The organism is Oscillospiraceae bacterium (assembly GCA_031265355.1).
GTDB lineage: Bacteria > Bacillota > Clostridia > Oscillospirales > UBA929 > JAIRTA01.
This window is the reverse complement of the sequence record JAISCT010000033.1, coordinates 1-21694: the sequence shown is the minus strand read 5'-3', so window position 1 is coordinate 21694 and position 21694 is coordinate 1. Positions and strand designations below refer to the sequence as shown.

General features: G+C 57.6%; 17 protein-coding genes and 1 pseudogene. 5 read left to right on the top strand and 13 right to left on the bottom strand.

The window, feature by feature from the left end:
• Positions 1-56: 56 nt before the first annotated feature.
• Both LBK75_04760 and LBK75_04755 read right to left on the bottom strand, forming a co-directional pair.
• The gene (locus tag LBK75_04760; protein MDR1157603.1) at positions 57-3698 is read right to left on the bottom strand and encodes a bacterial Ig-like domain-containing protein; all 3642 of its coding nucleotides are present in this window, start codon (positions 3696-3698) and stop codon (positions 57-59) included.
• A 290-nt stretch (positions 3699-3988) separates the two neighbouring features.
• Positions 3989-4930: an AEC family transporter gene (locus LBK75_04755; GenBank protein MDR1157602.1), complete on the bottom strand. Its 942-nt coding sequence runs from the start codon at positions 4928-4930 to the stop codon at positions 3989-3991.
• A 162-nt stretch (positions 4931-5092) separates the two neighbouring features.
• On the opposite strand from LBK75_04755, the gene LBK75_04750 reads away from it, so the two are divergent.
• The gene (locus LBK75_04750; GenBank protein ID MDR1157601.1) at positions 5093-6349 is read left to right on the top strand and encodes a stage II sporulation protein P; all 1257 of its coding nucleotides are present in this window, start codon (positions 5093-5095) and stop codon (positions 6347-6349) included.
• 79 nt (positions 6350-6428) lie between these two features.
• On the opposite strand, the gene recG is transcribed toward LBK75_04750, so the two are convergent.
• Both recG and LBK75_04740 read right to left on the bottom strand, forming a co-directional pair.
• The gene (recG, locus tag LBK75_04745) at positions 6429-8471 is read right to left on the bottom strand and encodes an ATP-dependent DNA helicase RecG (GenBank protein MDR1157600.1); all 2043 of its coding nucleotides are present in this window, start codon (positions 8469-8471) and stop codon (positions 6429-6431) included.
• A 31-nt stretch (positions 8472-8502) separates the two neighbouring features.
• Positions 8503-9030, bottom strand: coding sequence for a folate family ECF transporter S component (locus LBK75_04740; protein MDR1157599.1), 528 nt, complete (start codon positions 9028-9030; stop codon positions 8503-8505).
• Positions 9031-9658: 628 nt separating this feature from the next.
• On the opposite strand from LBK75_04740, the gene LBK75_04735 reads away from it, so the two are divergent.
• Together LBK75_04735 and LBK75_04730 are read left to right on the top strand one after the other, a co-directional pair.
• The gene (locus LBK75_04735) at positions 9659-10330 is read left to right on the top strand and encodes a DUF421 domain-containing protein (protein ID MDR1157598.1); all 672 of its coding nucleotides are present in this window, start codon (positions 9659-9661) and stop codon (positions 10328-10330) included.
• A 13-nt stretch (positions 10331-10343) separates the two neighbouring features.
• Positions 10344-10724 carry a DUF4363 family protein gene (locus LBK75_04730; protein ID MDR1157597.1) on the top strand — a complete coding sequence of 127 codons (381 nt, stop codon included), beginning with the start codon at positions 10344-10346 and terminating at the stop codon, positions 10722-10724.
• Positions 10725-10741: 17 nt separating this feature from the next.
• Here LBK75_04730 and nrdR read toward each other — a convergent pair whose 3' ends face one another.
• Together nrdR and LBK75_04720 are read right to left on the bottom strand one after the other, a co-directional pair.
• Positions 10742-11200: a transcriptional regulator NrdR gene (gene nrdR, locus LBK75_04725; GenBank protein MDR1157596.1), complete on the bottom strand. Its 459-nt coding sequence runs from the start codon at positions 11198-11200 to the stop codon at positions 10742-10744.
• 311 nt (positions 11201-11511) lie between these two features.
• A complete protein-coding gene (locus LBK75_04720) occupies positions 11512-11790 on the bottom strand; it encodes a hypothetical protein (protein MDR1157595.1) in 279 nt (92 codons plus the stop codon).
• Between the two features lie 574 nt (positions 11791-12364).
• On the opposite strand from LBK75_04720, the gene LBK75_04715 reads away from it, so the two are divergent.
• Both LBK75_04715 and LBK75_04710 read left to right on the top strand, forming a co-directional pair.
• Positions 12365-12649: a hypothetical protein gene (locus LBK75_04715; protein MDR1157594.1), complete on the top strand. Its 285-nt coding sequence runs from the start codon at positions 12365-12367 to the stop codon at positions 12647-12649.
• Positions 12650-12652: 3 nt separating this feature from the next.
• A complete protein-coding gene (locus LBK75_04710; protein MDR1157593.1) occupies positions 12653-14347 on the top strand; it encodes a putative DNA binding domain-containing protein in 1695 nt (564 codons plus the stop codon).
• A 446-nt stretch (positions 14348-14793) separates the two neighbouring features.
• Here LBK75_04710 and LBK75_04705 read toward each other — a convergent pair whose 3' ends face one another.
• The 7 genes and pseudogenes from LBK75_04705 to LBK75_04675 form a co-directional block, all read right to left on the bottom strand.
• Complete coding sequence (locus LBK75_04705; protein MDR1157592.1) at positions 14794-15150, bottom strand: hypothetical protein; 357 nt, start codon at positions 15148-15150, stop codon at positions 14794-14796.
• 180 nt (positions 15151-15330) lie between these two features.
• The gene (locus LBK75_04700) at positions 15331-15975 is read right to left on the bottom strand and encodes a hypothetical protein (protein MDR1157591.1); all 645 of its coding nucleotides are present in this window, start codon (positions 15973-15975) and stop codon (positions 15331-15333) included.
• A gap of 184 nt (positions 15976-16159) precedes the next feature.
• Positions 16160-17260, bottom strand: a complete 1101-nt coding sequence (locus tag LBK75_04695) for an ABC transporter substrate-binding protein (protein MDR1157590.1) — start codon at positions 17258-17260, stop codon at positions 16160-16162.
• A gap of 231 nt (positions 17261-17491) precedes the next feature.
• Complete coding sequence (locus tag LBK75_04690) at positions 17492-18292, bottom strand: ABC transporter permease (GenBank protein MDR1157589.1); 801 nt, start codon at positions 18290-18292, stop codon at positions 17492-17494.
• Between the two features lie 103 nt (positions 18293-18395).
• A pseudogene (locus LBK75_04685) lies at positions 18396-18491 on the bottom strand (hypothetical protein).
• A 131-nt stretch (positions 18492-18622) separates the two neighbouring features.
• The gene (locus tag LBK75_04680) at positions 18623-19108 is read right to left on the bottom strand and encodes a hypothetical protein (GenBank protein ID MDR1157588.1); all 486 of its coding nucleotides are present in this window, start codon (positions 19106-19108) and stop codon (positions 18623-18625) included.
• 13 nt (positions 19109-19121) lie between these two features.
• Positions 19122-21694 (bottom strand): hypothetical protein (locus tag LBK75_04675; protein MDR1157587.1); only part of this gene is annotated, 2573 nt, incomplete at its 5' end.

Genomic DNA, 21694 nt, shown 5'->3' with positions numbered 1-21694 from the left:
GGCGTGATTTTCCAATATTTTACATTTACCATCGTCTCCGCCGGGGTATTTATACTTTACGAGACGCTGATCACAACCAAGTGCATGAGATCGCTGCCGTCTGTAGCGCGCAGAGTGACGATGGTTGTACCGCCTCTGACACCCGTAAGCACGCCTTTCTGATCCACTTTTACGATGGTCGGATTGCTAGAGACGAACTCGTAAAGGACACCGTCAATCGCAAAGTGCAGAATGGCCTTGCCTTTGATGCGAAGGGAGACGCGCGCGGAGGAGTGCGCCCTGACCTGGGTTGCAAGCAGCATCTCAGACGACTGCACATCCCCATCCAGAGCCACCTGGAAGACATGGCCGCCGAGCCAAGGCTGATCCCGCACGGCCTCCTCCGGCAGGACGAAGTCCACCAGGCCCTGGCCGTTCGCCGTGACCTGCGCGGCGTAATCGTTGTCCTGCCGTGTGGGTTCTCTGTCATACGCCATCCACAGCGTCAGCGTCTGTCCGGGGGCGTAGCCGGCGCCCTCGATCCTAACCATCTTGGCCGCCTTGTCCGCCGTGACCGTGAAGCGTCCCTGCCCCGGCGGCGGCGCTGGCTCATCAACAACCTCAATCGTGTACGTCGTCGTCTTGCCGCTCACTGTGATCGTCAGCGTCTGCGACGCTGTCGCCGCGTGGCTGTCGAAACCCGTCACGTTGGCTGTTGTGATTGTCTCCGCCTTCGTCGTCCCATTGGAGTACGTCCCCGTCACCGCAAGTCCCGTCAGATCCAGCGCGTCGCCCACTGTGTAAATCAGCTTGTTCGCCGGCGCCGTGATCGCGATGCTTTGCAGCGTCGGTTCGACGATTTGAATCGTGTACGTCGCCGTCTTGCCGCTCACTGTGATCGTCAGCGTCTGCGACGCTGTCGCCGCGCTGCTGTTGAATCCCGTCACGTTGGCTGTTGTGATTGCTTCCGCCTTCGTCGTCCCGTTGGAGTATGTTCCCGTCACCACAAGCCCCGTCAGATCCAGCGCATCGCCCACTGTGTAAATCAGCCTGTTCGCCGGCGCCGTGATCGCGATGCTCTGCAGCGTCGGTTCGACGATTTGAATCACGTATGTCGCCGTCTTGCCGCTCACTGTGATCGTCAGCGTCTGCGACGCCGCCGCCGCGCTGCTGTTGAAGCCCGTCACGTTGGCTGTCGTGATTGTCTCCGCCTTCGTCGTCCCGTTGGAGTATGTCCCCGTCACCACAAGCCCCGTCAGATCCAGCGCGTCGCCCACTGTGTAAATTAGCTTGTTCGCCGGCGCCGTGATCGCGATGCTTTGCAGCGTCGGCTCGACGATTTGAATCACGTATGTCGCCGTCTTGCCGCTCACTGTGATCGTCAGCGTCTGCGACGCTGTCGACGCGCTGCTGTTGAACCCCGTCACATTGGCTGTCGTAATTGCCTCCGCCTTCGTCGTCCCGTTGGAATATGTTCCCATCACCACGAGCCCCGTCAGATCCAGCGCGTCGCCCACTGTGTAAATCAGCTTATTCGCCGGCGCCGTGATCGCGATGCTTTGCAGCGTCGGCTCGACGATTTGAATCGTGTACGTCGTCGTCTTGCCGCTCACTGTGATCGTCAGCGTCTGCGACGCTGTCGACGCGCTGCTGTTGAATCCCGTCACGTTGGCTGTTGTGATTGCCTCCGCCTTCGTCGTCCCGTTGGAGTATGTTCCCGTCACCACAAGGCCCGTCAGATCCAGCACGTCGCCCACTGTGTAAATCAGCTTATTCGCCGACGCCGTGATCGCGATGCTTTGCAGCGTCGGCTCAACAATCTCAATCGTGTACGTCGCCGTCTTGCCACTCACTGTGATCGTCAGCGTCTGCGACGCTGTCGCCGCGCTGCTGTCGAAGCCCGTCACGTTGGCTGTCGTGATTGTCTCCGCCTTCGTCGTCCCGTTGGAGTACGTCCCCGTCACCGCAAGTCCCGTCAGATCCAGCGCGTCGCCCACTGTGTAAATCAGCTTATTCGCCGGCGCCGTGATCGCGATACTCTGCAGTGTCGGTTCGGCGGGCGGCGTGGTCTCGGTGGCCCGTGCCGTCGCGGAAATGGCGGAGGCGTAGGCGACGCCGACCACCGCGAATAGGTTGCCGCTGCCGACGGTCACCGTGGTGGCCGATTCCGTGCCGAGCTGCGCCGCCATCTTGTTCACAGCGATGAATTCCTGCTGGGTGTCGATGTTGGCCGCGTTGTAGGGCGTGACCACAAAGTACTCGCCGCTGCCCGGGCTCCCGATGGTGATGCTCACATGGGATACATCGGCCGGCGCCTGGAACAGCCGGACGTGGTAGCGGTACGGCCCGTTGCTGTAATAACCACTGGAGATCTGCAGCGGTAGCCGGACTATCGACCCCAGCCCCGTCGTGGTCGGCCAGGCGCTGGCGTTCGTGGCCATCGTCCCCCACACGTCCAGCCCCCGGAAGTCGTAGTCGTATACGCCGCTCTCGGTCTCATAATAGCTGTCCACAGTCATCAGCAGAGCGTGCTGGCGAAACAGCGACTTGAAGTCCGGCAGGGCGGTGTCTTTGTAGTGCTCCACATAAGAATTGACATACTGGTTCGCCGCCCGTCCGTCCGTCACCAGCGCGCGGATGGGATCATGCCCGCTCTGCTGGTAGTAGTACTGGTGGAGCAGCAGCGAGGCGGCGGCGTAGTTGCCGAGAGTCCCATTCCAATTGATATACCCGGACCCCGGTGTCAGACCGGGCCCTACGATCTGGCTGCTGACCCAGGTGTAGGGGATGCGGCTGGTGTCCAGCCCGCCCTCGTAGAATTCCCGCGCCAGCTCGGAGAGACCCTCGTCGAGCCAGTCGTCCGCCATGGCCCGCGTGGCGTAGTGCGCGGCGTACTCCGAGTAGTTGATTACATGCTGAAACTCGTGCGTGAGCGTCCCCAATCCGACAGTAAGGCCGGTGGTCAGATATACGCTCTGCAAATATACGATGTCCGCATAATTCGAATTTCGATAGTCCCCGCTCCCGCCGGGCGCAGCGAAATCCCCGCCCCAGAAATACCCGCCTGTGCTGGCGGGGCTGATGTCGTAGTAGAGGATGGTCAGCTTGCCGTTCCCATCCACATCCCGCGGCTGCCCAAAATAGGTCTCCCGCTCCTCGTCCGTCATCATGGGGTAGATCTGTTCATCAAATGTCTCGGCGATGTACGCCGCGTTCTCGCATGCGAGGTCCCTGTTGTTCTCAAAAACGGCGGCGTCTTGAATGACGTATATGTAGCAGTGCTCTCCAATGGCGATGAGCTCGCCCGTCTTCTTCGGCCGGTTGTAGTCGGAGTCCACATCGAGATAGAAATCCTTCGTATCTCCGATATCCGGGTCGTCCGCATTCGCGCTCTGCAAACGCAGCGCGCTCGCCAGACCAGGGGCGGCGGGGGCGGCAAGGGGGCTCTCCGTCAGGTCGGCCGAGAGTTGGGGCGTGATGCAGCCGAGCGCACTGCCGTGCCGCGAGACGACAAGACGCTGACCCCTCTTGTCGGGCGGGACCCGCCCCCGATTCGTCGTTCGCGGCAGCTGCTTGAGATTGGACAGATCCGGCAGCACCACAGCCGCGCCGGCGGGACGTCCGCTCGGACGACGCGCGGCCAGTGCCTGCGCCGCGCCCGGGAAAACGAGTGATATCGTCAGCAACAGGGAGAGCAGCAGACTCAGTTTCCTCTTCATCGGTGATTTCTCCTTCGCTTCTTTTCACCGGGCACCTCTTCATGCCGCCGCACCCGGCGGATATGACGAAAGGTCCCCAATTCTTCTCTGATTCTTCTGAATTCTTTGCGTACACTTCTCTGTATTTTATTATATCCCTCTTTAAAATTTATGTCAATTTATTTCCCAATTGCGGGCAATGAATTTGTTGTTTCGTCCAAACATAGCCCCCGCCAGGGCCGGCCCACCCGCGCGGCATTTCTCAAAAATAAAAATACCCCACCCAAGCGGGTGGGACGTCACGGCAGGTCTCAGGTCAGCCACTGCAGCACCAGGACCCACAGCGGGATCCCCGCCAGCGAAAACAGCGTGGACACCGTCAACATTTGGGCGGCCAGGCGGTGGTTGGCGCCGTGCAGCCGCGCCATGATGACGCACTGGTTCATGACCGGCATGGCGGCAATCATCGTGAACACGCCGGTCATCATGGGCGGCGCGCCGCAAAGCAGGCAGGCGGCCATCGTGACGCCGGGCATGAGCACGAGCCGGCCAAAGAGGGTCAGCCAGCCGGCGCGGCCGAGATGCAGCGACGCGCGGCCCATGCGCGAGAGCACTGCACCCGTCGTCAACAACGTCACCGGGACCGTGAGGTTCCCGAGATAGGTGACAGCCTGCGTCAAAAACGGCGGGAGCGTGAGCCCCGTCAGCGCCACGGCGAACCCGGCAAGGAAACCGAAGAAGGGCGGCGAGAAAATCTGCCGGATCGTCGCCCCCACCGAAGCGGGCCGCCGTCCGCCGTCGGCGGCGATACCGAGGTTACCCAATGTCCAGAAAATTGTCGTGTTGAACGGGAAATAGGCGACGACATAGGGCATGGCCGACTCACCGAAGATCTCCAGCGCCACCGGCAGGCCAATAAAAATCGAATTGGACAGCGCGAACATGACGAGGAACACGCCCGTATCGCCGCGCGGAATGCGGCACAGAAGGCGCAGCACAAACCCGAGCCCGTACCCCAGCAGCATGCAGACGAGCGGGATCAGCAATAGCCACCCGGCCCGCCGCAAAAACGCCCCTGAGATATGGGAGACAGTACTGCCGAAGAGCATCGCGGGGACGGAGAAATGGATGGTGAGACGGGACAGCGACGTCTCCAGTTCCTCCGTGAGATAGCCAAGGCGCGCCATCAGCACCCCCGTCCCGACGAGGACGAGAATCATCAGGACACCCTGCAGGGCCCGTTCGATCGACACGCACAAACCCCCTCTTTATATGCCGAACAGTCCGCGCGCCGGCATAGCGGGACGAGACGGCACATAGACTGTGTAAACGACCGTCGGCCCTGACACGGCGGCCGGCCTTGCATGATAAAAATTCTATAATATTCCAATTTTGAACGAACCGGAGGGAGTCCTATGGCGACGACACGAGCGGCCGGGCGGCGGACGGGCTTTTCTCTGTCCCCTCTCCGGCGAATCCTGCGTATCCTGACGGCCGCGCTGCTGCTGCGACTGTTCTTCGTCTCTCGGGCGGGCGCGTCGCTGGACGCCCTGCTGACCCGCGCCGGGCAGGCTCCCGCCTTTGCCGCAGCCGCATTGGGCTTCGAAACCGGGCGATTTTCCGCCGCGCCGCCGGACCTGCTCACCCTGCTGGCGGAGCCGTCGGCGCTGCTGTCGGTCCGTGCGCTGTCATACCAAGCGACGCCGGCCGGCGTCGATGCTTTGCCGGTCGTCTTACCGGAGACCCCGGCGCCGGCCGCCCCCACGGCGGCCCCGACCCCCGGCAGGCACACCGCGCCGGAGACGACGCCGGCGGACACGCCGAAAATCACGCCGACCGGCCCGACCGCGCCGGAAACCCCAGCCGGCCCCGCGCCGGAAACCGCCCACATTCGGGAGATCACCCTCCGGCCCGCCGGTACGGAGGGCTATGACACGGCCCAAGGGGTCTATGTAAAAAACGAGAGCGGCCTGTCCGTTGACATGGAAGCCCTCCTTGCGCAGACCCCCTCGCTTCCGCTGGTGCGCGGCAAGCCGCAGGTGCTGATCGTGCACACCCACGGCAGCGAGGCCTACTGCCCCGACCCGCAGAACCTTTATACGCCCAGCGACGTGGAACGCACGGAGGACCGCCGGTACAACGTGGTGCGCGTGGGCGACGAGATTGCCGGCGCGCTCACGGCCCGGGGCCTGTCTGTTCTCCACGACCGGGAGATCTACGACTTCCCCAGCTACACGGGCTCCTACGGACGCTCGCTGGAGGCCGTCACCAAGGCGAAGACGGAGCACCCGTCTCTCCTTGTGATCCTCGACGTACACCGGGACTCGATCGTCACGTCGGACGACGTCACCTGCAAAACCGTCGTCACCGTGGCGGGGGAAAAAATGGCTCAGCTCATGCTGGTCGTCGGCACCGACGGCGCGGGCCTCACCCACCCGAACTGGAAACAGAATCTGTCGCTGGCCGCACACCTGCAAAAAGCGGCCGACGCGCACGCCCCCGGCCTCATGCGCCCCATCAACCTGCGCCGGGAGCGCTTTAACCAGCACGCCGCGCCCGGCGCGCTGCTCCTGGAGGTGGGCGCCAGCGGCAACACCCTGCCCGAAGCACTGGCCGCGGCCCGGCAGTTTGCCGCCGTGCTGGGCGACTATCTGACCGAGCAGCTCCCGTGAGCGTCCGTCAGTTTTTTGTTGCCGCGAAGCGGCAACAAAAAACAAGAATTTAGGTTGTTTGTTGCAGGTGCAACCCACGTTAGACGGCGATCTGTCCGGTCAGCAGGCGGTCGACCGCCGCACGCAGGGCGGGGCACTGCGACAGCGCGGCGTCCTCTTCCAAAAGCTGTCCAGCAGCCTCGGCCGCCAGAGACAACACCGTCATGTCGGTGGCAAGGTCGGCCACCTTCAGGCTGGGCAGCCCATGCTGCCGGTGGCCGAAGAAATCGCCGGGACCGCGCAGCGCCAAATCCCGCTCGGCGATGGCAAAGCCGTCGTCCGTCTTCGCCATAATGGCCAGCCGTGCGCGCGTCGCCTCAGTGAGCGCCTCGGAAAACAACACGCAGTAAGATTTATGCCGCCCGCGGCCCACACGGCCGCGGAGCTGGTGGAGCTGCGAGAGTCCGAAGCGCTCGGCATTTTCCACCACCATGAGCGCGGCGTTCGGCACGTCGACGCCCACCTCGATGACCGTCGTGGCCACCAAGATGTCGAGCGCGCCCTCCACAAACGCGCGCATCGCCGCCTCCCGCCGGGCGGGCGGCATCTTGCCGTGCACAAGACCCACCCGCAGCGCCGGATAGACCTGCCCGCGCAATGTCTCGGCGTACGCCTCCACCGCGCGCGGGCCCTCCGCGCCGCCGCTTTCCTCGACAAACGGGCATACAATGTACACCTGACGCCCCTCCGACACCAACCGGCGAACAAAGTTTTCGATGCGCGGACGAAAGCTCTCGTCCACCGTGAAGGTGTCGACCCTCTGCCGCCCGGGCGGTTTCTCGTCGAGGACGGAGACGTTCAGGTCTCCGTAGATGATGAGCGCCAATGTCCGCGGGATCGGCGTCGCCGACATGACAAGCAGGTGGGGCGCGTCGCCCTTCTCCGTCAGGCGGCTCCGCTGGGCCACCCCGAAGCGGTGCTGCTCGTCCGCGATGACCAGCCCCAGCCGTCCGAAATCCACGCCCTCCGAGAGCAGCGCGTGCGTGCCGATGACAAAGAGCGGCAGTTCGCTCCGGAGGATCCGCCGGATGTCCCGCTTCTGGGCGGGCGTCAGGCGGCCGGTCAGAAGCAGCGTCTCGACGCCGAGCGGTGCGAGCAGCGGCCGCCATGTCCTGTGGTGCTGCTCCGCCAGGAGCTCTGTAGGCGCCATCAGGGCCGCCTGATATCCGTTTTTCACGGCGACCGCCGCGCAGGCCGCGGCCACCATCGTCTTGCCGGAACCCACGTCTCCCTGCACCAGCCGGCTCATCGGGCGGCCGGAGGCCATATCGGCGAGTATCTCTTCGACGGTGCGCCGCTGCGCCGCCGTCGGCGCGAAGGGGATAGATTTGTAAAATTCTTCCATTCCACACGGCGACATAACGGCGCCCGCCGCGTGCGCGACCTGCTGTTTCAGCCGGCGAAGTCCGAGGGAGAGCGTCAGCAATTCCTCAAACACCAGCCGGGTTCTGGCCACTTCCCGGTCCTCCAAGGAGGCCGGGAAGTGGATGTTTTCGTACGCATAACGGATATAACAGAGCCCGTAACGCGCCCGCATGGGGTCGGGCAAGGTCTCCGTCCAATGCTCGCGCACCTCGTCCAGGGCCTGCCGAACGGCGGAGAGCACCTGCCCGCGGGAGAGCCCCGCGCACAGGCGGTACACCGGCAGGATGCGCCCGGTGAGCTGCCCGGCGCGCCCGATGGGCTCGAAGACGGGGTTTTGCATCTCCCGCCGGCCCTCTTCGATCTTTCCAAAGAAGACATAGGTCTCGCCCTCGCGCAGGGCGTCCTTCACGTAGGGTGCGTTAAAAAAGACCAGCGACAGCCCACGCCGCTCGTCCACCACCCGCGTGCGGACATATTCCAGACCGGCGCGCACGCGGACATGGCGCAGCGGCTCGGCCACCATTGCGACGACGCAGGCCGCTTCCCCCGGCACGAGCCGGGCGATCGTGCGCACCGCCGTGCGGTCCTCGTAGTCGCGCGGGAAATGCGTCAGCAAGTCGCGCACCGTCGCGAGACCTAGTTTGGCAAAGAGCTGGGCGCGCTTTTCTCCCACGCCTTTCAAAAAACGCAGCGGCTTGTCAAAAGGGTTTTCCTGCATGGCCTCTCCCCGTCTCCCATTTCGGCCCCGACTACAGCCCGGCCCCCGCCCCGGCCTTCTCCGCCAGCCCGGTGCGCGCCAGTAGGCGGCACGCGCCGTAAAGCAGCGCCACATCGACGGGGTACTGGATAAGCGTCCTGACGATCCGCGCGCCAGAGAAGAACTCCGCCGCCGTGGCGCCGTACAGAAGCCGCAGCCACAAGAAGCCGAGTCCGACCGAAACAAAGACCGCCACGAGCGCCTGCGCCGCGGCCACCCGCCACAGCGACGGCCCGCGCCGGTACAAAAAGACCGCGTAGATAAAATTTTGCAGCATCGCGCTGAGCGCATACCCAAAAAAATACGGCCCCATGGGTTTGACAATGTAGGCGACAAAGTCCCCCGCGAAGCCCATAACAAGCCCCGCCCACGGACCGTACAGCATGGAGCCCAGCGCGCCCGGCAGGTAGACAAAGCTCACCAGGCGGAAACTCTCCGTCACATAGACCGACAGAAGGCTAAACAGCGCCGTCAGTGCGACAAACAAGCCCATCTGGGCCAGTTTCCTGGGGGCAAACACCCCATGAAGTCTCCAAAATGACAACAAAAGCGACCTCTCCTTCCCGTGTGTCACGGGCACGGCCGGCGCTGCACGGCCCAAGAGATCGCGCCCCGTTTTAAGAAGCGTTTAAGTCCGTCGTCCCGATCTCCATGCGCCTGACGCCCGCCCGCCCCGTGGTGCGGCGCCGGGTTCACCCCGGCCGTGTGCTCTTGCGCATGAAACTTCATGGCAACAGCGGGATGCGGAACCGGCACCGCAGGAAGACTCCCTTCGTTCGAGCGGCAACTCCCCGTCCGCCCGACACTTGACGCGCCGGCCCCTACTCTGTTTTGTGTTTCCATTGTCCCCTAGTAGGCTGTTGCCGCGAAGCGGCAACAAAAACAAGAATTTGGGTTGTGGGTTGCAGGTGCAACCCACATTATTACGACGCACCTAGTATAACCGATTGCCGGCCAAAAAGCAAGCCGGCGGCGAGCCGCACGCATAATCCAAACGATTTCCGCCCATAGTACCGAGTAGGCTGTGTCATCGAAAGGTTGTCGGCAAGCGGTCCGCCCGTCTGCCCCGCGCCTCACACAGAACCCTCGGAAAATCCCGCACTCCAAAAACTGTTATCTGCCAAAACCGGTGGTGTTTTTCTTTGCTTGTGGCCGTTTTACGCACCGTCATCCTCTATGTCGTCATCATCGCCGCCCTTCGCCTGATGGGCAAACGGCAGATCGGCGAACTGGAGCCGTCCGAACTTGTCGTGACCCTGCTGATGTCGGAACTCGCCGCCGTGCCGATGCAGGACTTGGGCAGCCCGCTTGTGTTTGGGCTGGTCCCCATCGCCACGCTGCTGTGCCTCTCACTGGTCGTCTCGGGCGCCCTGGTCGCCAGTTTGCGGTTTCGCGCGCTGCTGTGCGGCAAACCGAGCATTTTGATGAAGGACGGGCGCATTCTTCAGCGTGAACTGCGCAAAAATCGGATGACCACCGACGAACTCATTGAGGCCCTGCGCGCCAAAAACATCACGGACCTCTCGACGGTGCAGTACGCCATTTTAGAGACCAACGGGACGCTGAGCACGATCCTCTACCCGGTGTACCAGCCGGCCACCCGCCGCGACGTCGGCGCCGCCACGTCCGCCCAGGGTCTGCCTGTTATTCTGGTGAACGACGGCGCGCTGCTGCGCGAGAACTGCGCGCTGCGAAATTTCTCGCCGTCGTTTCTGGCCGACGCGCTGAGACGAAACGGGCTGACGGACGTGCGAGATGTGTTTTTGTTGATCGTGGACGAACAAAACCGCGTCTACTGCCTGCCGAAGGAGCCGAAGTGAAGGAGCCGGAATGATGAAACCGATCTTACTGACCTGCGTACTGCTGGCCGGGCTCATCGGCGCCGGGCTGTGGGTCAGCGCGCGCGCGGAGGCGGACGTCGGCCAACTGCTGACGCTGCTTGAGAGCGGCGCACAGTCCGTCGGCGCGGAGCGCCGGGCCGAGGCGCGTGAGACCATGCAAGCCGCCCTATCGCTGTGGGAAACGCGGATCGGGCTGTTTGAGGCGCTCTACCCCGCCGCCGACATTGAGGCAATCAACGCGGGCCTATACCGGCTGTACACGGAGGCCGCCATGGCCGCCCGCGCGCAGTATTTGGCGGACAGCGCCGTGGTAGCGGCGCAGCTACGCGCCCTGATCCGCGGTCACCGCCCCAGTTTGGAGACGGTGCTGTGACGGGGCGCCTCTCACAATCACGGTCGTTCCATCAGCAGCTTGTTGACCTCCGTCAGGAAGGTCTTGATGTCGGCGAACTGGCGATACACGGAGGCAAACCGCACGTAGGCGACCTCGTCCAGTCTTCTCAGCCGCTCCATAACGAGTTCGCCGATCTGTGATGTAGTGACCTCGCGCTCCAAGTTGTTTTGCAACACCTGCTCCACCTCGCCGACCAGGGCTTCCATCTGCTGCAGGCTCACCGGCCGCTTCTCGCAGGCCCGCAGGACGCCGCTGAGGAGCTTGTTGCGGTCATAGGACTGACGGGAGCCGTCCTTTTTGATCACGATCAACGGCAGGCTCTCGATGTTCTCGTAGGTGGTGAATCGTTTGCCGCAATGAGAGCACTCCCGGCGCCGCCGAATGCTCCCGCCCTCGTCCGTCGGCCTGGAATCGATGACGCGGCTCTCCTGGAAGCTGCAATACGGACACTTCATGCCGATTCCTCCTGTATTGATGGTTCAAGTGTCAAAAGCCTCGCCCGCCGCAAACAGGCGATCGATGGTTCAGGTATCAGAAGTGCGTAAGCATCCTATTATTTTTTATCATATCATGAATGTTTTACAACTTCAACCATGTTTTTCGCGAAGATTTCGAGTAACAGGGCACCGACGGGGCATTTGTCCCGCTACATATCATGACGGAGGTGTCCGTCCACGACAAAGAAACCGCATCACACGCTTCGTGTGACACGGCTCCTTTGTCGGTCCACAATTTTTGTCTCAGTCGTCAAGCGGCGCCGGGCGCCTCACCGGAGCGGTGTCAGCGCGAGCAGACTCTGCGCGAGCGCGTACTCCTTGCGGGGCACAAAGATCCTGTACTCCTGCGGCACCGACGGATTCTCCCCAAACGCGCCCATCGGGGCGTGGACATCCTCCGCACCGGCGGCGTAGGCCACCGGATGATGGTGGTCGTCGGTCGTCACATAGTGGTGGATCTTGTGTATCCCCAACAAATCCCTGACTTTGACATATTCTTCGCGCGAAAAAGTGCAATACAGTTCTTTCCGATTCAAAACCGAAAACATTTTTTCTGATTCCCTCTTCTCGTACCTCTCTTCGGGCTTTTGTTGCGCGATATATCGTCAACTCCTCCCCCAGACTATAGCATACCACATGACTTCGCCTTTGGCAAGAGGATACTTTTCCCTCCCCGCGTTTGACAGCACAAAACCGCCGCAAGCCTTGCGGCGCCACAGAAAGGTCGTGGATTTTCGGCGGTATTTCGTCTTTTTTACAGTCCCGAACAGCAATCGCCTCGATTTCCTTTTCAATCGTCTGATGGCACATAAAGCCAACATACAGGCACCTTTATTACTTAAAGCATTGCTTTAGCTGTTTCAATCTACAGCCAAAGCTCGTTGCAGTGCAGGCGATTCGCAATTCATATAGATAGAAAAACTACTTTGCTGCTTCTGCCTGCACACAAGTTCCTAAATATTTGTCTCGCTGGCTTTCAAAATATTTCGAGTCCCCCCAATGAAACATACCGCTTTCGAAAAAGAAGGATACGTCATGCACTTCGCAGGTATCGTCCAAATTAGCAGGCTCAAGATTTAGTTTTATAAGTCCGTCAAATTTCACTTCAATCTCCGTAGGATTATGGAATTGATCGCAAAAAATATCTCGACATTTGCTAACGCTTGTGGTATGCTTCAATGTAGTCGCAAGCGTTATTGCCGCTTGTTGGTTGGCACGGCGAAAACGCCAAGGCGGGAGATTATTGAGATATTTGCCGACCCTGAAAGGCTCATGATGGACAATGCGCGGGCAAAAGAAATGCGACTGCGGCTCGCGGAAGAATTTGCGGAGCAGTTGACCATTGGCAGGCCAATGCAGAATAAAATACCGTATGAGCTTGAGTGGCGCTGCGGAAGGGGGCGATGAGGAATGAGGGATATTGACCTGAACGCTGATTTGCTCCAGACCCTGCGCGGACTCATCGCCAACTGGGAAAATGAGGTCATAGAGTTCAAACAGGCGAGCAATGACTACAAGCAAGATACTATCGGCCAATACTTTTCCGCCATCAGCAATGAGGCGAATCTGAAAGGTTTGCAATATGGCTGGCTTGTTTTCGGTGTCCACAATAAGACCCGCAGGATAGAGGGCAGCGACTACCGCGACAAGCAGGGATTAGAGAGCCTGAAACACGAGATTGCCGACAATACCACAGACAGAATCACCTTCATTGACATATTCGAGGTCTATGATAAGGAAAACCGCCGTATCGTGATGTTCAAAATCCCCGCCGCCGTCCCCAATGTGCCTACCGCTTGGAAAGGGCATTGGTACGGGCGCGAGGGCGAGTCCCTTGGAGCGTTGTCGCCGGAGGAACTGGGGCGTTTGCGCGGGCAGGCCCGCCGCGACTGGTCAAAACAGTTGATAGACGGTTCCGGCATTCAGCACTTGGACGCCGAGGCCATCCGCATAGCACGGGAACAGTTCAAGGAAAAGAACGAGCACACAGGCTCAGAGATAGACCATCTCACCGATGAGCAGTTCCTCACCAAGCTGAAACTCACCATCGGCGGCAAGTTGACCAACGCCGCAATGGTGCTGCTCGGTAATCCCGATTTTGACTATCTGCTTGACTGGTCGCCCCGCGTGATGTGGCGGCTGTACAGCGAGAGCGGCGCGGACAAGGACTATGAAGAATTTCGCATTCCGTTTATCACTGTGGTCGATAAGGTTTATGAGAAGATTCGCAACCTGACCTACCGCTATATGCCGAACCAGATGACCCTGTTTCCCAAAGAAACCAAGCAATACGACGCAAAGCTGCTCCGTGAGCTTCTGAACAACTGCATTGCGCATCAAGACTATACCGCCGGACGCAGAATCTACCTTGACGAGTTCGAGGATACAGTCGTCATCTCCAATGCGGGCACGTTCCTGCCCGGCGACATCCGCGAGGTGCTGAAGCCCGGCTACACAGCGCCGTATTACCTGAACCAGTTGCTGGCGGACGCGATGATGAACTTCAATATGATTGACACCAAGCAAATGGGGATCAGAATGATGTTCAACATACAGCGCCAGCGCTATTTCCCTATGCCGGACTACGACTTGACCAAGCCGAAGGAAGTCGCCGTCAGGGTCTACGGCAAAGTGCTTGACGAAAACTACACGCGCTTGTTGTTCGGGCGTGATGATTTGGATATGGAAACGATTTTCCTGCTTGACTGCGTGCAGAAGTGCATCCCGCTTGAAACAGAACAGTACAAACAGCTTCAAAAGCTCGGCGTTATCGAGGGCAAAAGGCCAAATGTGTTTGTATCGGCAGGGATTGCCGATATCGTAAATGAGCGGGCGCAGTACATCAAGAACAAGGCAATGGACGACGACTATTACACACAACTGATAATCAACTATCTGTGTCAGTACCAGCGGGGCAGGAAAAGCGATTTTATTAAGCTGCTGTTCAGTAAGCTCTCCGACGTCCTTGACGCAAAGCAGAAAGAGAATAAGGTGAGAAATATCCTGACCAACATGAGGCAGGGCGGCATAATTGAACGCGCCGACGGCAATCAGCGAACCGGTTATTGGGTATTGACGATTGACTACAAGAATCCTGCAAAATGATTTTTTAGTCAATCGTCAAGTCAATCCAAAACCAATTAAAAACCATAAAACGGCGTAGTTACTGGATTTTTGATTGACTAAGATTGTTTTCAAACGAAAAGGTTTAGTCAATCCGAAGTCAATCACAGAGGCAGTACCCCATCCGGTGTGTTTTTGAAGCGACCGTCATTCGTCATCTGATGTGCGCCGTGTATGGCCCCATTATATGGAGATACAGTTTCTGGCCGGATGGAGTAGTAGGAGGAATCGGAAAGACTCGAAAAAATTCGTTTCATCTGACGAAAAAGGGGAGATACGTGGCTGTCATTGACAGTCAAAGACTGATTGATGCGTATATGAAGAACGGCCGAAGAGTCGGATGCGGAAAACTGCATGTCTGGCTCTGCAAGGACTTTCGTGTTGTGAAGCGCGGATTTTACTCGACCGAATCCCTCTACGTCCTTATACTATGAAATAGTTAATGCCTTTTTAAAAATTCGCTCCCATCTTCCATTTGTTATTTTATCGTTGATTAAGCATAAAAGCAAATCCATGTCATAGTAATATTGTTCACTATTTAATTCCAGGAATATATTGAGTGTTTCAAAAACTTCGTCACTACTATAAACTTCGTCCTTATTTATTTTTTTCGCACAATCAATCCATTCGTTCCAAATGGCGGGGTCAGCCGACATCAAATCCGCAAATAAATACGGATTCATCTCACTAAGCAGGTTGCCAAGTTGTTCATTTCTTGTATCATCAAATACTTCATCAAGAATTTGAAAAGCTGCTAAGAAAGATTGCTTTAAATTGCTCTTCATAGTATAATCATTCCCATCCCAACCTCATTTTACAGTTGATTGAACTCCGTCTTCATCCCGTTGTTCATTTGTATGGAACCTTTCCCCAGTTCCCATTCCATTTGGCTTTCCGCCAAACTTAAATATTCTTCATCCCTATACCATTCATTCCCAGGGCTCAGTTGATTCATCTTCAGCGCTTTATTTGTCCAATATGTATCCTCCTGCATGAAGCGGGCCAATTCCGGGTCGTAGAAGCATGACCTCAGATAGTACAAACCGCTCTCTTCCTGCAAATGTGTACCCGCTGTAGCGGTATGGGTTGTCCGCTGTGCCGGTCTGCTCCCTGTGCACGCCGAACGCGTCGTAGTAGTATGTCGCCTGGACCGTGTTCGCCCCGTCCACCAGCGCCGTCACGTCTCCATGGCCGTTGTACATAAACCACGACGAACCGGCGGAGGTCACGCGCGACAGCAGCTTGTGCCCGCGGACGTTCATCGCCTTTTGGTTTCCGCTGCCGTCCAGTTCCAGTACAACCTCAGTATATTCGTAGGCATACCGTGTTGTCAAGTCGTTTGCCGTCTTGCTCACGCGCAGGCTGTCGCCGTTGTATACATACGTCGTCGTCTCTCCGTCCACCGTGGAGGAGATCATGTTGTTCCACACGTCGTAGTCATACAGAGCCGCCTCGTCCTCTGTCTCGGAGAGCGATAGGACTGCGGCGGATGTGCTGTCCGTCAGCAGGACATGAACACCTCGTAGTCTAACTGCACATAGTCCACCATGACCCGTCTTCTTGCAGATCCTCCACCGCCTGCTGCTCCTCCACATCCCTGTTGTACACAAGCAGATCGACCTTCTGATTGTCCTGGCGCTTTAGAACCTTATCCTGTTTGCTGGAGTGGGCCAGTTTCCCCAACACGTTCTGTTTCTCTGCTACCGTTTTATAGACAACAATTTTTGCCGCGCGCCGGGGCAGACCTGGCCGCGTCGGCCCGGCAACGCGGCCAGGTCCGCCCCGACTCGCCGGTCAGCCGTTCCAGGTGATCGCGGCGTCGGACGCGGGCGCGTCCTTCGGTACAAAGTCGTTCGTATAGACATCCTCCGGCTGCACGTCGCCAGAGTTCCAGAGTCCTATCGTCTCCGAGATCTCAAACCACTTGTCGACATAGGCCGGCGTGATGTTCTTGTTCCCGTCGTAATAGAAGGAACTGAGGTCCTCCGGGGCGAGGTCCAGATACTTCGCGACGATGCCTTTGGCCTCGTCAAAATGTTCGTTGATCCAGCGCCGCGCTCGGTACATCGCGTTCACAAAGCCCTGCACCACGTCCGGGTGCTCCGCGATGAACGCCTCTGAGAAACCGCGCGTCGAGAGCCCCGCCCCCGGGCTTTGGAAGATCTCCCATGTGTTCAAAATCTCGCGCGCCTCGCCGCTCGCCACCACCGGGCCGGCGAAGGGCGGGTGGGACGTCGTGATGTCGACGAGCCCCTGCACCAGAGACTGCTCCTGCTGGCCGGGCGTGCTCAATGTCACAAATTCCACCTGTTCGGGATCCAGCCCCTTGCTCTGCAGATAGTACTTCACATACCCGTCCGAGCAGGGCGCGATGCTGGTGATGGACACCTTTTTGCCGACCGCCTCCTCCAGCGATTGGATCGGACTGTCCACCTTCACAAGGTAGCGCACATGCGGGTATTCCTCGTTGTCCACCATGCCGGGCGCCACCGCCTTGGTTTGGATGCCCGCCAGCCGCGCCTGCGCGATGGTCGGCGGGTGTACGGTCGTGAAGGCGTCGAGCTCGCCCTGTTCGATGAGCTGAAACTCCGTGACGCCCTTGGCCAGCGCGCCGATGTATTCGAGCTCAATGCCCTCTTCCCAAAAGAAACCCAGCTCGTCCGCCACGTTGATCTCGTTGAAGCCCGTCTGTGTAACGACGCGGAGCGTAAAAGGCGTCTTTTCCGCCGGCGCGCCGCCGGTATCCCCCGTCTCCGCCGACCGGCCGGCCGCCGGCGGCGTCTGTGTTGTCGTCTTGTCCGCCGCACCATTCCTGGTCGGCGCCGGCGCACCGGTCGCGCATGCCGTCAGCGCCAGCAGTAGACAGGCAGCCAAACACAGACACGGCAACCTCACCCCGCCTCTCCTATATTTCCCTGTTTTTTCCATTTCTGTCGCCTCCTTCATAATTTTTGCGCCGCTTTCCCGCGGCGCCGACCTGTGAATGGTTTGGGTGTCAAAAGCCTCGCCCGCCGTCAGGCGCACTTCTGACACCTGAACCATAAAAACAAAAACCGACACCCCAATCAAAGGTGTCGGTTTCCGGTCTTCCGGTCAACCTGTGCCCGCTCTTTTCCGGTCGCCTTTTCAGGCCGCCGGTTCGGCCGCCGTGGTGCCCGCCTCGTCGCGCCATCGGAAGCTGCGCCGCTCAAGGGCCTCCAGGGAGTAGTTGAGCAGCACACCCATCACGGCCATCACGACAATATACGCAAACATCTCCGGTACCTTCATGTTGGCTTGGTAGAAATAGAGCGCGTACCCAAGACCTCGGTTCGCGGCGATCATCTCCGCCGCGATCAGGATGACAATTGAGTTCGTCGCGCTGATCCGCGTGCCCGTGAAGATATGTGGGAGCGCGGCCGGCAAAATCACACTGGCGAACAGCCGGATCGGCTTCGTCCCCATCGATCGGGACGCCTTGATGAGCTGAGGGTCCACGCTTCGCACGCCGGAGACCGTGTTCAGCAGCACCGCCCAGAGCACGCCCCAGAAGATGACCACCACCTTGGAAACCTCGCCGATGCCGAAAAACATGACAAACACGGGCAGCAGCGCCAGCACGGGCATATTGCGGAAAAGCTGCAGCAACGGGTTTAAAAACCGCCCGAACTTCTTGACCCAGCCGATCGCCAGCCCCAGCGGGATGGCGACCACCAACCCCAGGCCAAACCCCAGCAGGGATCGCTGCAAACTGATGGCCGCATGCCGCCACAGCGCCCCGCTGGCCGTCTCTTTGACGAGGGCGGCCAGCACCCCGGTGAACGGAGGCAAAAACAGCGGATTGACCAACACGCCCGTCCGCCCCAACACCTCCCACAGGGCCAGAAAGAGCAAAATCGCCAGGGAACTGTATAAGATGTGTCCCATCTTTTTCCACACTTTTTTCATTGAAACTCAGACCTTCCTTGCTGAATAACTCAAACTGAAAGATTAATTTTTGCTGTAAAAGTCCAGGTTGAAATCCAGGTTGAGTACATAATCTGTTCTTAAACGGATCCCGTTTCTCCACTAGCCGGTCCCGTTCGTCGTACACGTATTCATACTTATTCCCGCGCCAATCCGTCTTCGATAGTTTGTTCCCGTTCAGATCGTAAGATGCGTCCGTTGCTCTTCACATCCTCAACCGCTCCGCTGGTCTCGAAAAAACCACTGCAACAAGGCACACCATAATCAAAAGTCATGAGCAATGTGCAAAGCACAGGTGTTGCGGCGATCCATCTACTGCGATTGTTCCCTCTTCTTAAATTCGTTAAAATCCGCTTCATAATAATACCAATTCGGATCTGACAATGAATCCAATTTTGTGAGAAATGGCAACTGCGGTTCACTGCCATCAATGGAATAGACGATTCCACTTCCAAAGTCCATAAATCTTGTAGAACGCTGAAACTGAATGGTATTCTTATCCTTAGAAATTACACTATAGCCTTTGCTAAACAATATTTCTATTGCGTTAACGACTTGCGAGTCTTCAATATTGGCAACTTCTTTTGAATCGGCAACAGGAATATATATGCTATCTTTACAATTAATCAAGTAGCGAGTAACTAATGAAATATTATCTTGATTTTTTACAAAATCTTTTTCTGTTGCTTCTTTTGAAAGCGGTGCTGGAAACAGAATGCGCAAGAATATCACCACTGCGATTAAGATTAAAGCGATAAGTGCTAAAATAATAAGTGTTACTTTAACAAATATTTTCAATTATTACACCCCACTATTTGTTTTTATACCACTGGACACCTAATTTTATAAATTCTTTGTCTGTCGCGGAGTCTGAACTTGTGATTACACCCCAAATTCCACCATCCGCATAATCACCACCGGCAAGTAAAACCCATTGTCGAAATCCTGCCGCTGTGCCTAAATATCCATATGTCATATTACCTAATTCTTCGGGAGTTCTGAGCGCTCCGTCCACCACTATTTTTGTATCATATCTACCGGGGAAGGTATCATCTGCAATAGTTTTATTCCAACTTTCGGGCACTTTAATATCCCAAGGTTTTCCATGATTGACTTGATCTTTGAACCAACCAAAGTCTAACCGATGTTTTTTGAATTCTGGCTCTGCATTTATTAAAGCTTTGTCTATAGGATTTGTGAAATCTTTATACAGCATTCCGTTTATTCTTGAAACAGCAACACCTGCATTGCGATCCGCAGTTGTTACAAGATGGTCCAAGATAAATTGATTCTGCATCAAGAGCAAAGTTTCCGCTGAGCTGTTATCCCATTGAATCGTGGCTTTACTGCGAGGACCGCAAGTCGCTTTCTCTACAAATCCAGCATTATCGCCATCGAGAATTCCATCTCCACCAACCGCAATGCTGTTGATCAAGCCAGTGTTGTATACTTTGGCAGTGGTGCCTATACCTGTAACAATGCTTTTAATTGAGCCTTCGTTTCTGATGGTAGTGTTTTTCGACAACATTATATTGCTGATCATATTGCTATTTTGGATTATGCCAACAGTACCACCATTGGTGCTATTTATGCGGATAATCGTGCCGCTGTTGTTTGTCGTTCTGACGGTGCCGCTATTCATTACGCTCCCGATTGTACCGCTATTGCTGATAATGCCAATAATACTGCTGTTATTTATGCTCCCGATAGCGCCGCTATTGTTCAGTGTCCCGATAGTGCCGCCGTTGTTTATACTCCCGATAGTGCCGCTGTTGTTCACTGTCCTGATAGAACCAGTGTTGTTTATTATGCTCGTTCCTTGGTTGTTTACCGTTCCAATAGTACCGCTGTTGGTTATAGTAGAAGCAGCGCCAGTGGTCACACTCACTGTAGTTACAGTGCCTTTATTGTTTAAGCTTGTAATACCGGTGACAACCACAGCTTTCACGGTACTGCCGCTGCTCACAGTGACCGTACTGCCGTTAGTGCCGCCGGAGTAACCCGCAGAGGCTCGGATGGCATTGGCCGCCGCATTGGCGTTTGCCATGGCTTTGGTGGCGGCATCTTTTTGAGCCTGAGTGGTAGCTTTTTTGTAATCTTCGTTCGCCGTGTTCCAGGCAATCGTTGCATTCTCAATCTTTGTTTGATTAGCTAATGATAGATTAGCTTTATCCGTTTCCGTTAAAACGTGTCCCGTAGGATCCCAATATCGGATTGGATTGTTGCTCACATAGGTGTACAAATTCAAACTCAACGGGTCTGCGGAGTTCCCCCGATACGTGTCCTCCTGCATAAACCGGGCCAGTTCTGGGTCGTAGAAGCGTGACTTCAGATAATACAAACTGCTCTCTTCGTCGAATGTATACCCGCTGTAGCGGTAGGGGTTGTCCGCTGTGCCGGTCTGTTCCTTGTGTACGCCGAACGCGTCGTAGTAGTATGTCGCCTGTACCGTGTTCGCCCCATCCACCAGCGCCGTCACGTCTCCGTGTCCGTTGTACATAAACCACGACGAACCGGCGGAGGTTACGCGCGACAGCAGCTTGTGCCCGCGGACGTTCAGTGCCTTTTGGTTCCCGCTGCCGTCCAGTTCCAGTACAACCTCAGTATATTCGTAGGCATACCGTGTTGTCAAGCCGTTTGCCGTCTTGCTCACGCGCAGGCCGTCGCCGTTGTAGGTGTGCGTCGTCGTCTCTCCGTCCACGGTGGAGGAAACCATGTTGTTCCAGACGTCGTAGTCGTACAGAGCCGCCTCGTCCTCTGTCTCGGAGAGCGACAGAACCGCGGCGGATGTGCCGTCCGTCAGCAGGGCGCTTGTGCGGCCCACCATGTTGCCGTTGTTGTCGTAGTAGAAGTCCACAAGGCGCACGGTGTCGTCCGGCTGTTCCATCTCCGTGGCCGTCAGCCGACTCTGTTCGTTGTATTGGTAGGTTGTAACGGTGCTCTGGCCGCTCTGCGTCACCGTCTCTATGGTTCGGTTACCGGAGCCGTCGTAGGTGTATGCCGTCACGCGTCCGTTCGGTTCCGTCGCGGTGAGCAGACGATTCAGCACGTCGTAGGTGTACGTCGTCGTCCCGTGTCCGTCCAGGATTTGTGTCCGGTTGCCCGCGCCGTCGTAGGCGTAGTTGTACGCGTCTATGATGCTTCCGTTTGCCTTCTTGTTTGTGAGCGTGTGCAGCTTGTTGTCGTCGTAGTAGGTGTATTCCTCGTACGCCCCGCCGGGGTACGTCACCTTCTGCAGCGCGCCGTTGTCCAGATAGGTGTATGTCGTCGTCTGGCTCGCGTGCTTCACCTGGCTCAGGCGGCCGGCTTGGTCGTATACCTTCACCACGGTGTTCCCCTTGGTGTCCACGCTCTGCTCGCCCCAGGTCCCGGTCGCCATCCCGG

Excerpts from the sequence above, each read along its gene's own strand:
- LBK75_04760 (MDR1157603.1), bottom strand. The coding sequence starts at position 3,698 with ATGAAGAGGAAACTGAGTCTGCTGCTCTCCCTGTTGCTGACGATATCA.
- LBK75_04750 (MDR1157601.1), top strand. The coding sequence starts at position 5,093 with ATGGCGACGACACGAGCGGCCGGGCGGCGGACGGGCTTTTCTCTGTCC.
- recG (MDR1157600.1), bottom strand. The coding sequence starts at position 8,471 with ATGCAGGAAAACCCTTTTGACAAGCCGCTGCGTTTTTTGAAAGGCGTG.
- LBK75_04730 (MDR1157597.1), top strand. The coding sequence starts at position 10,344 with ATGAAACCGATCTTACTGACCTGCGTACTGCTGGCCGGGCTCATCGGC.
- nrdR (MDR1157596.1), bottom strand. The coding sequence starts at position 11,200 with ATGAAGTGTCCGTATTGCAGCTTCCAGGAGAGCCGCGTCATCGATTCC.
- LBK75_04720 (MDR1157595.1), bottom strand. The coding sequence starts at position 11,790 with ATGTTTTCGGTTTTGAATCGGAAAGAACTGTATTGCACTTTTTCGCGC.
- LBK75_04715 (MDR1157594.1), top strand. The coding sequence starts at position 12,365 with ATGGAATTGATCGCAAAAAATATCTCGACATTTGCTAACGCTTGTGGT.
- LBK75_04710 (MDR1157593.1), top strand. The coding sequence starts at position 12,653 with ATGAGGGATATTGACCTGAACGCTGATTTGCTCCAGACCCTGCGCGGA.
- LBK75_04705 (MDR1157592.1), bottom strand. The coding sequence starts at position 15,150 with ATGAAGAGCAATTTAAAGCAATCTTTCTTAGCAGCTTTTCAAATTCTT.
- LBK75_04690 (MDR1157589.1), bottom strand. The coding sequence starts at position 18,292 with ATGAAAAAAGTGTGGAAAAAGATGGGACACATCTTATACAGTTCCCTG.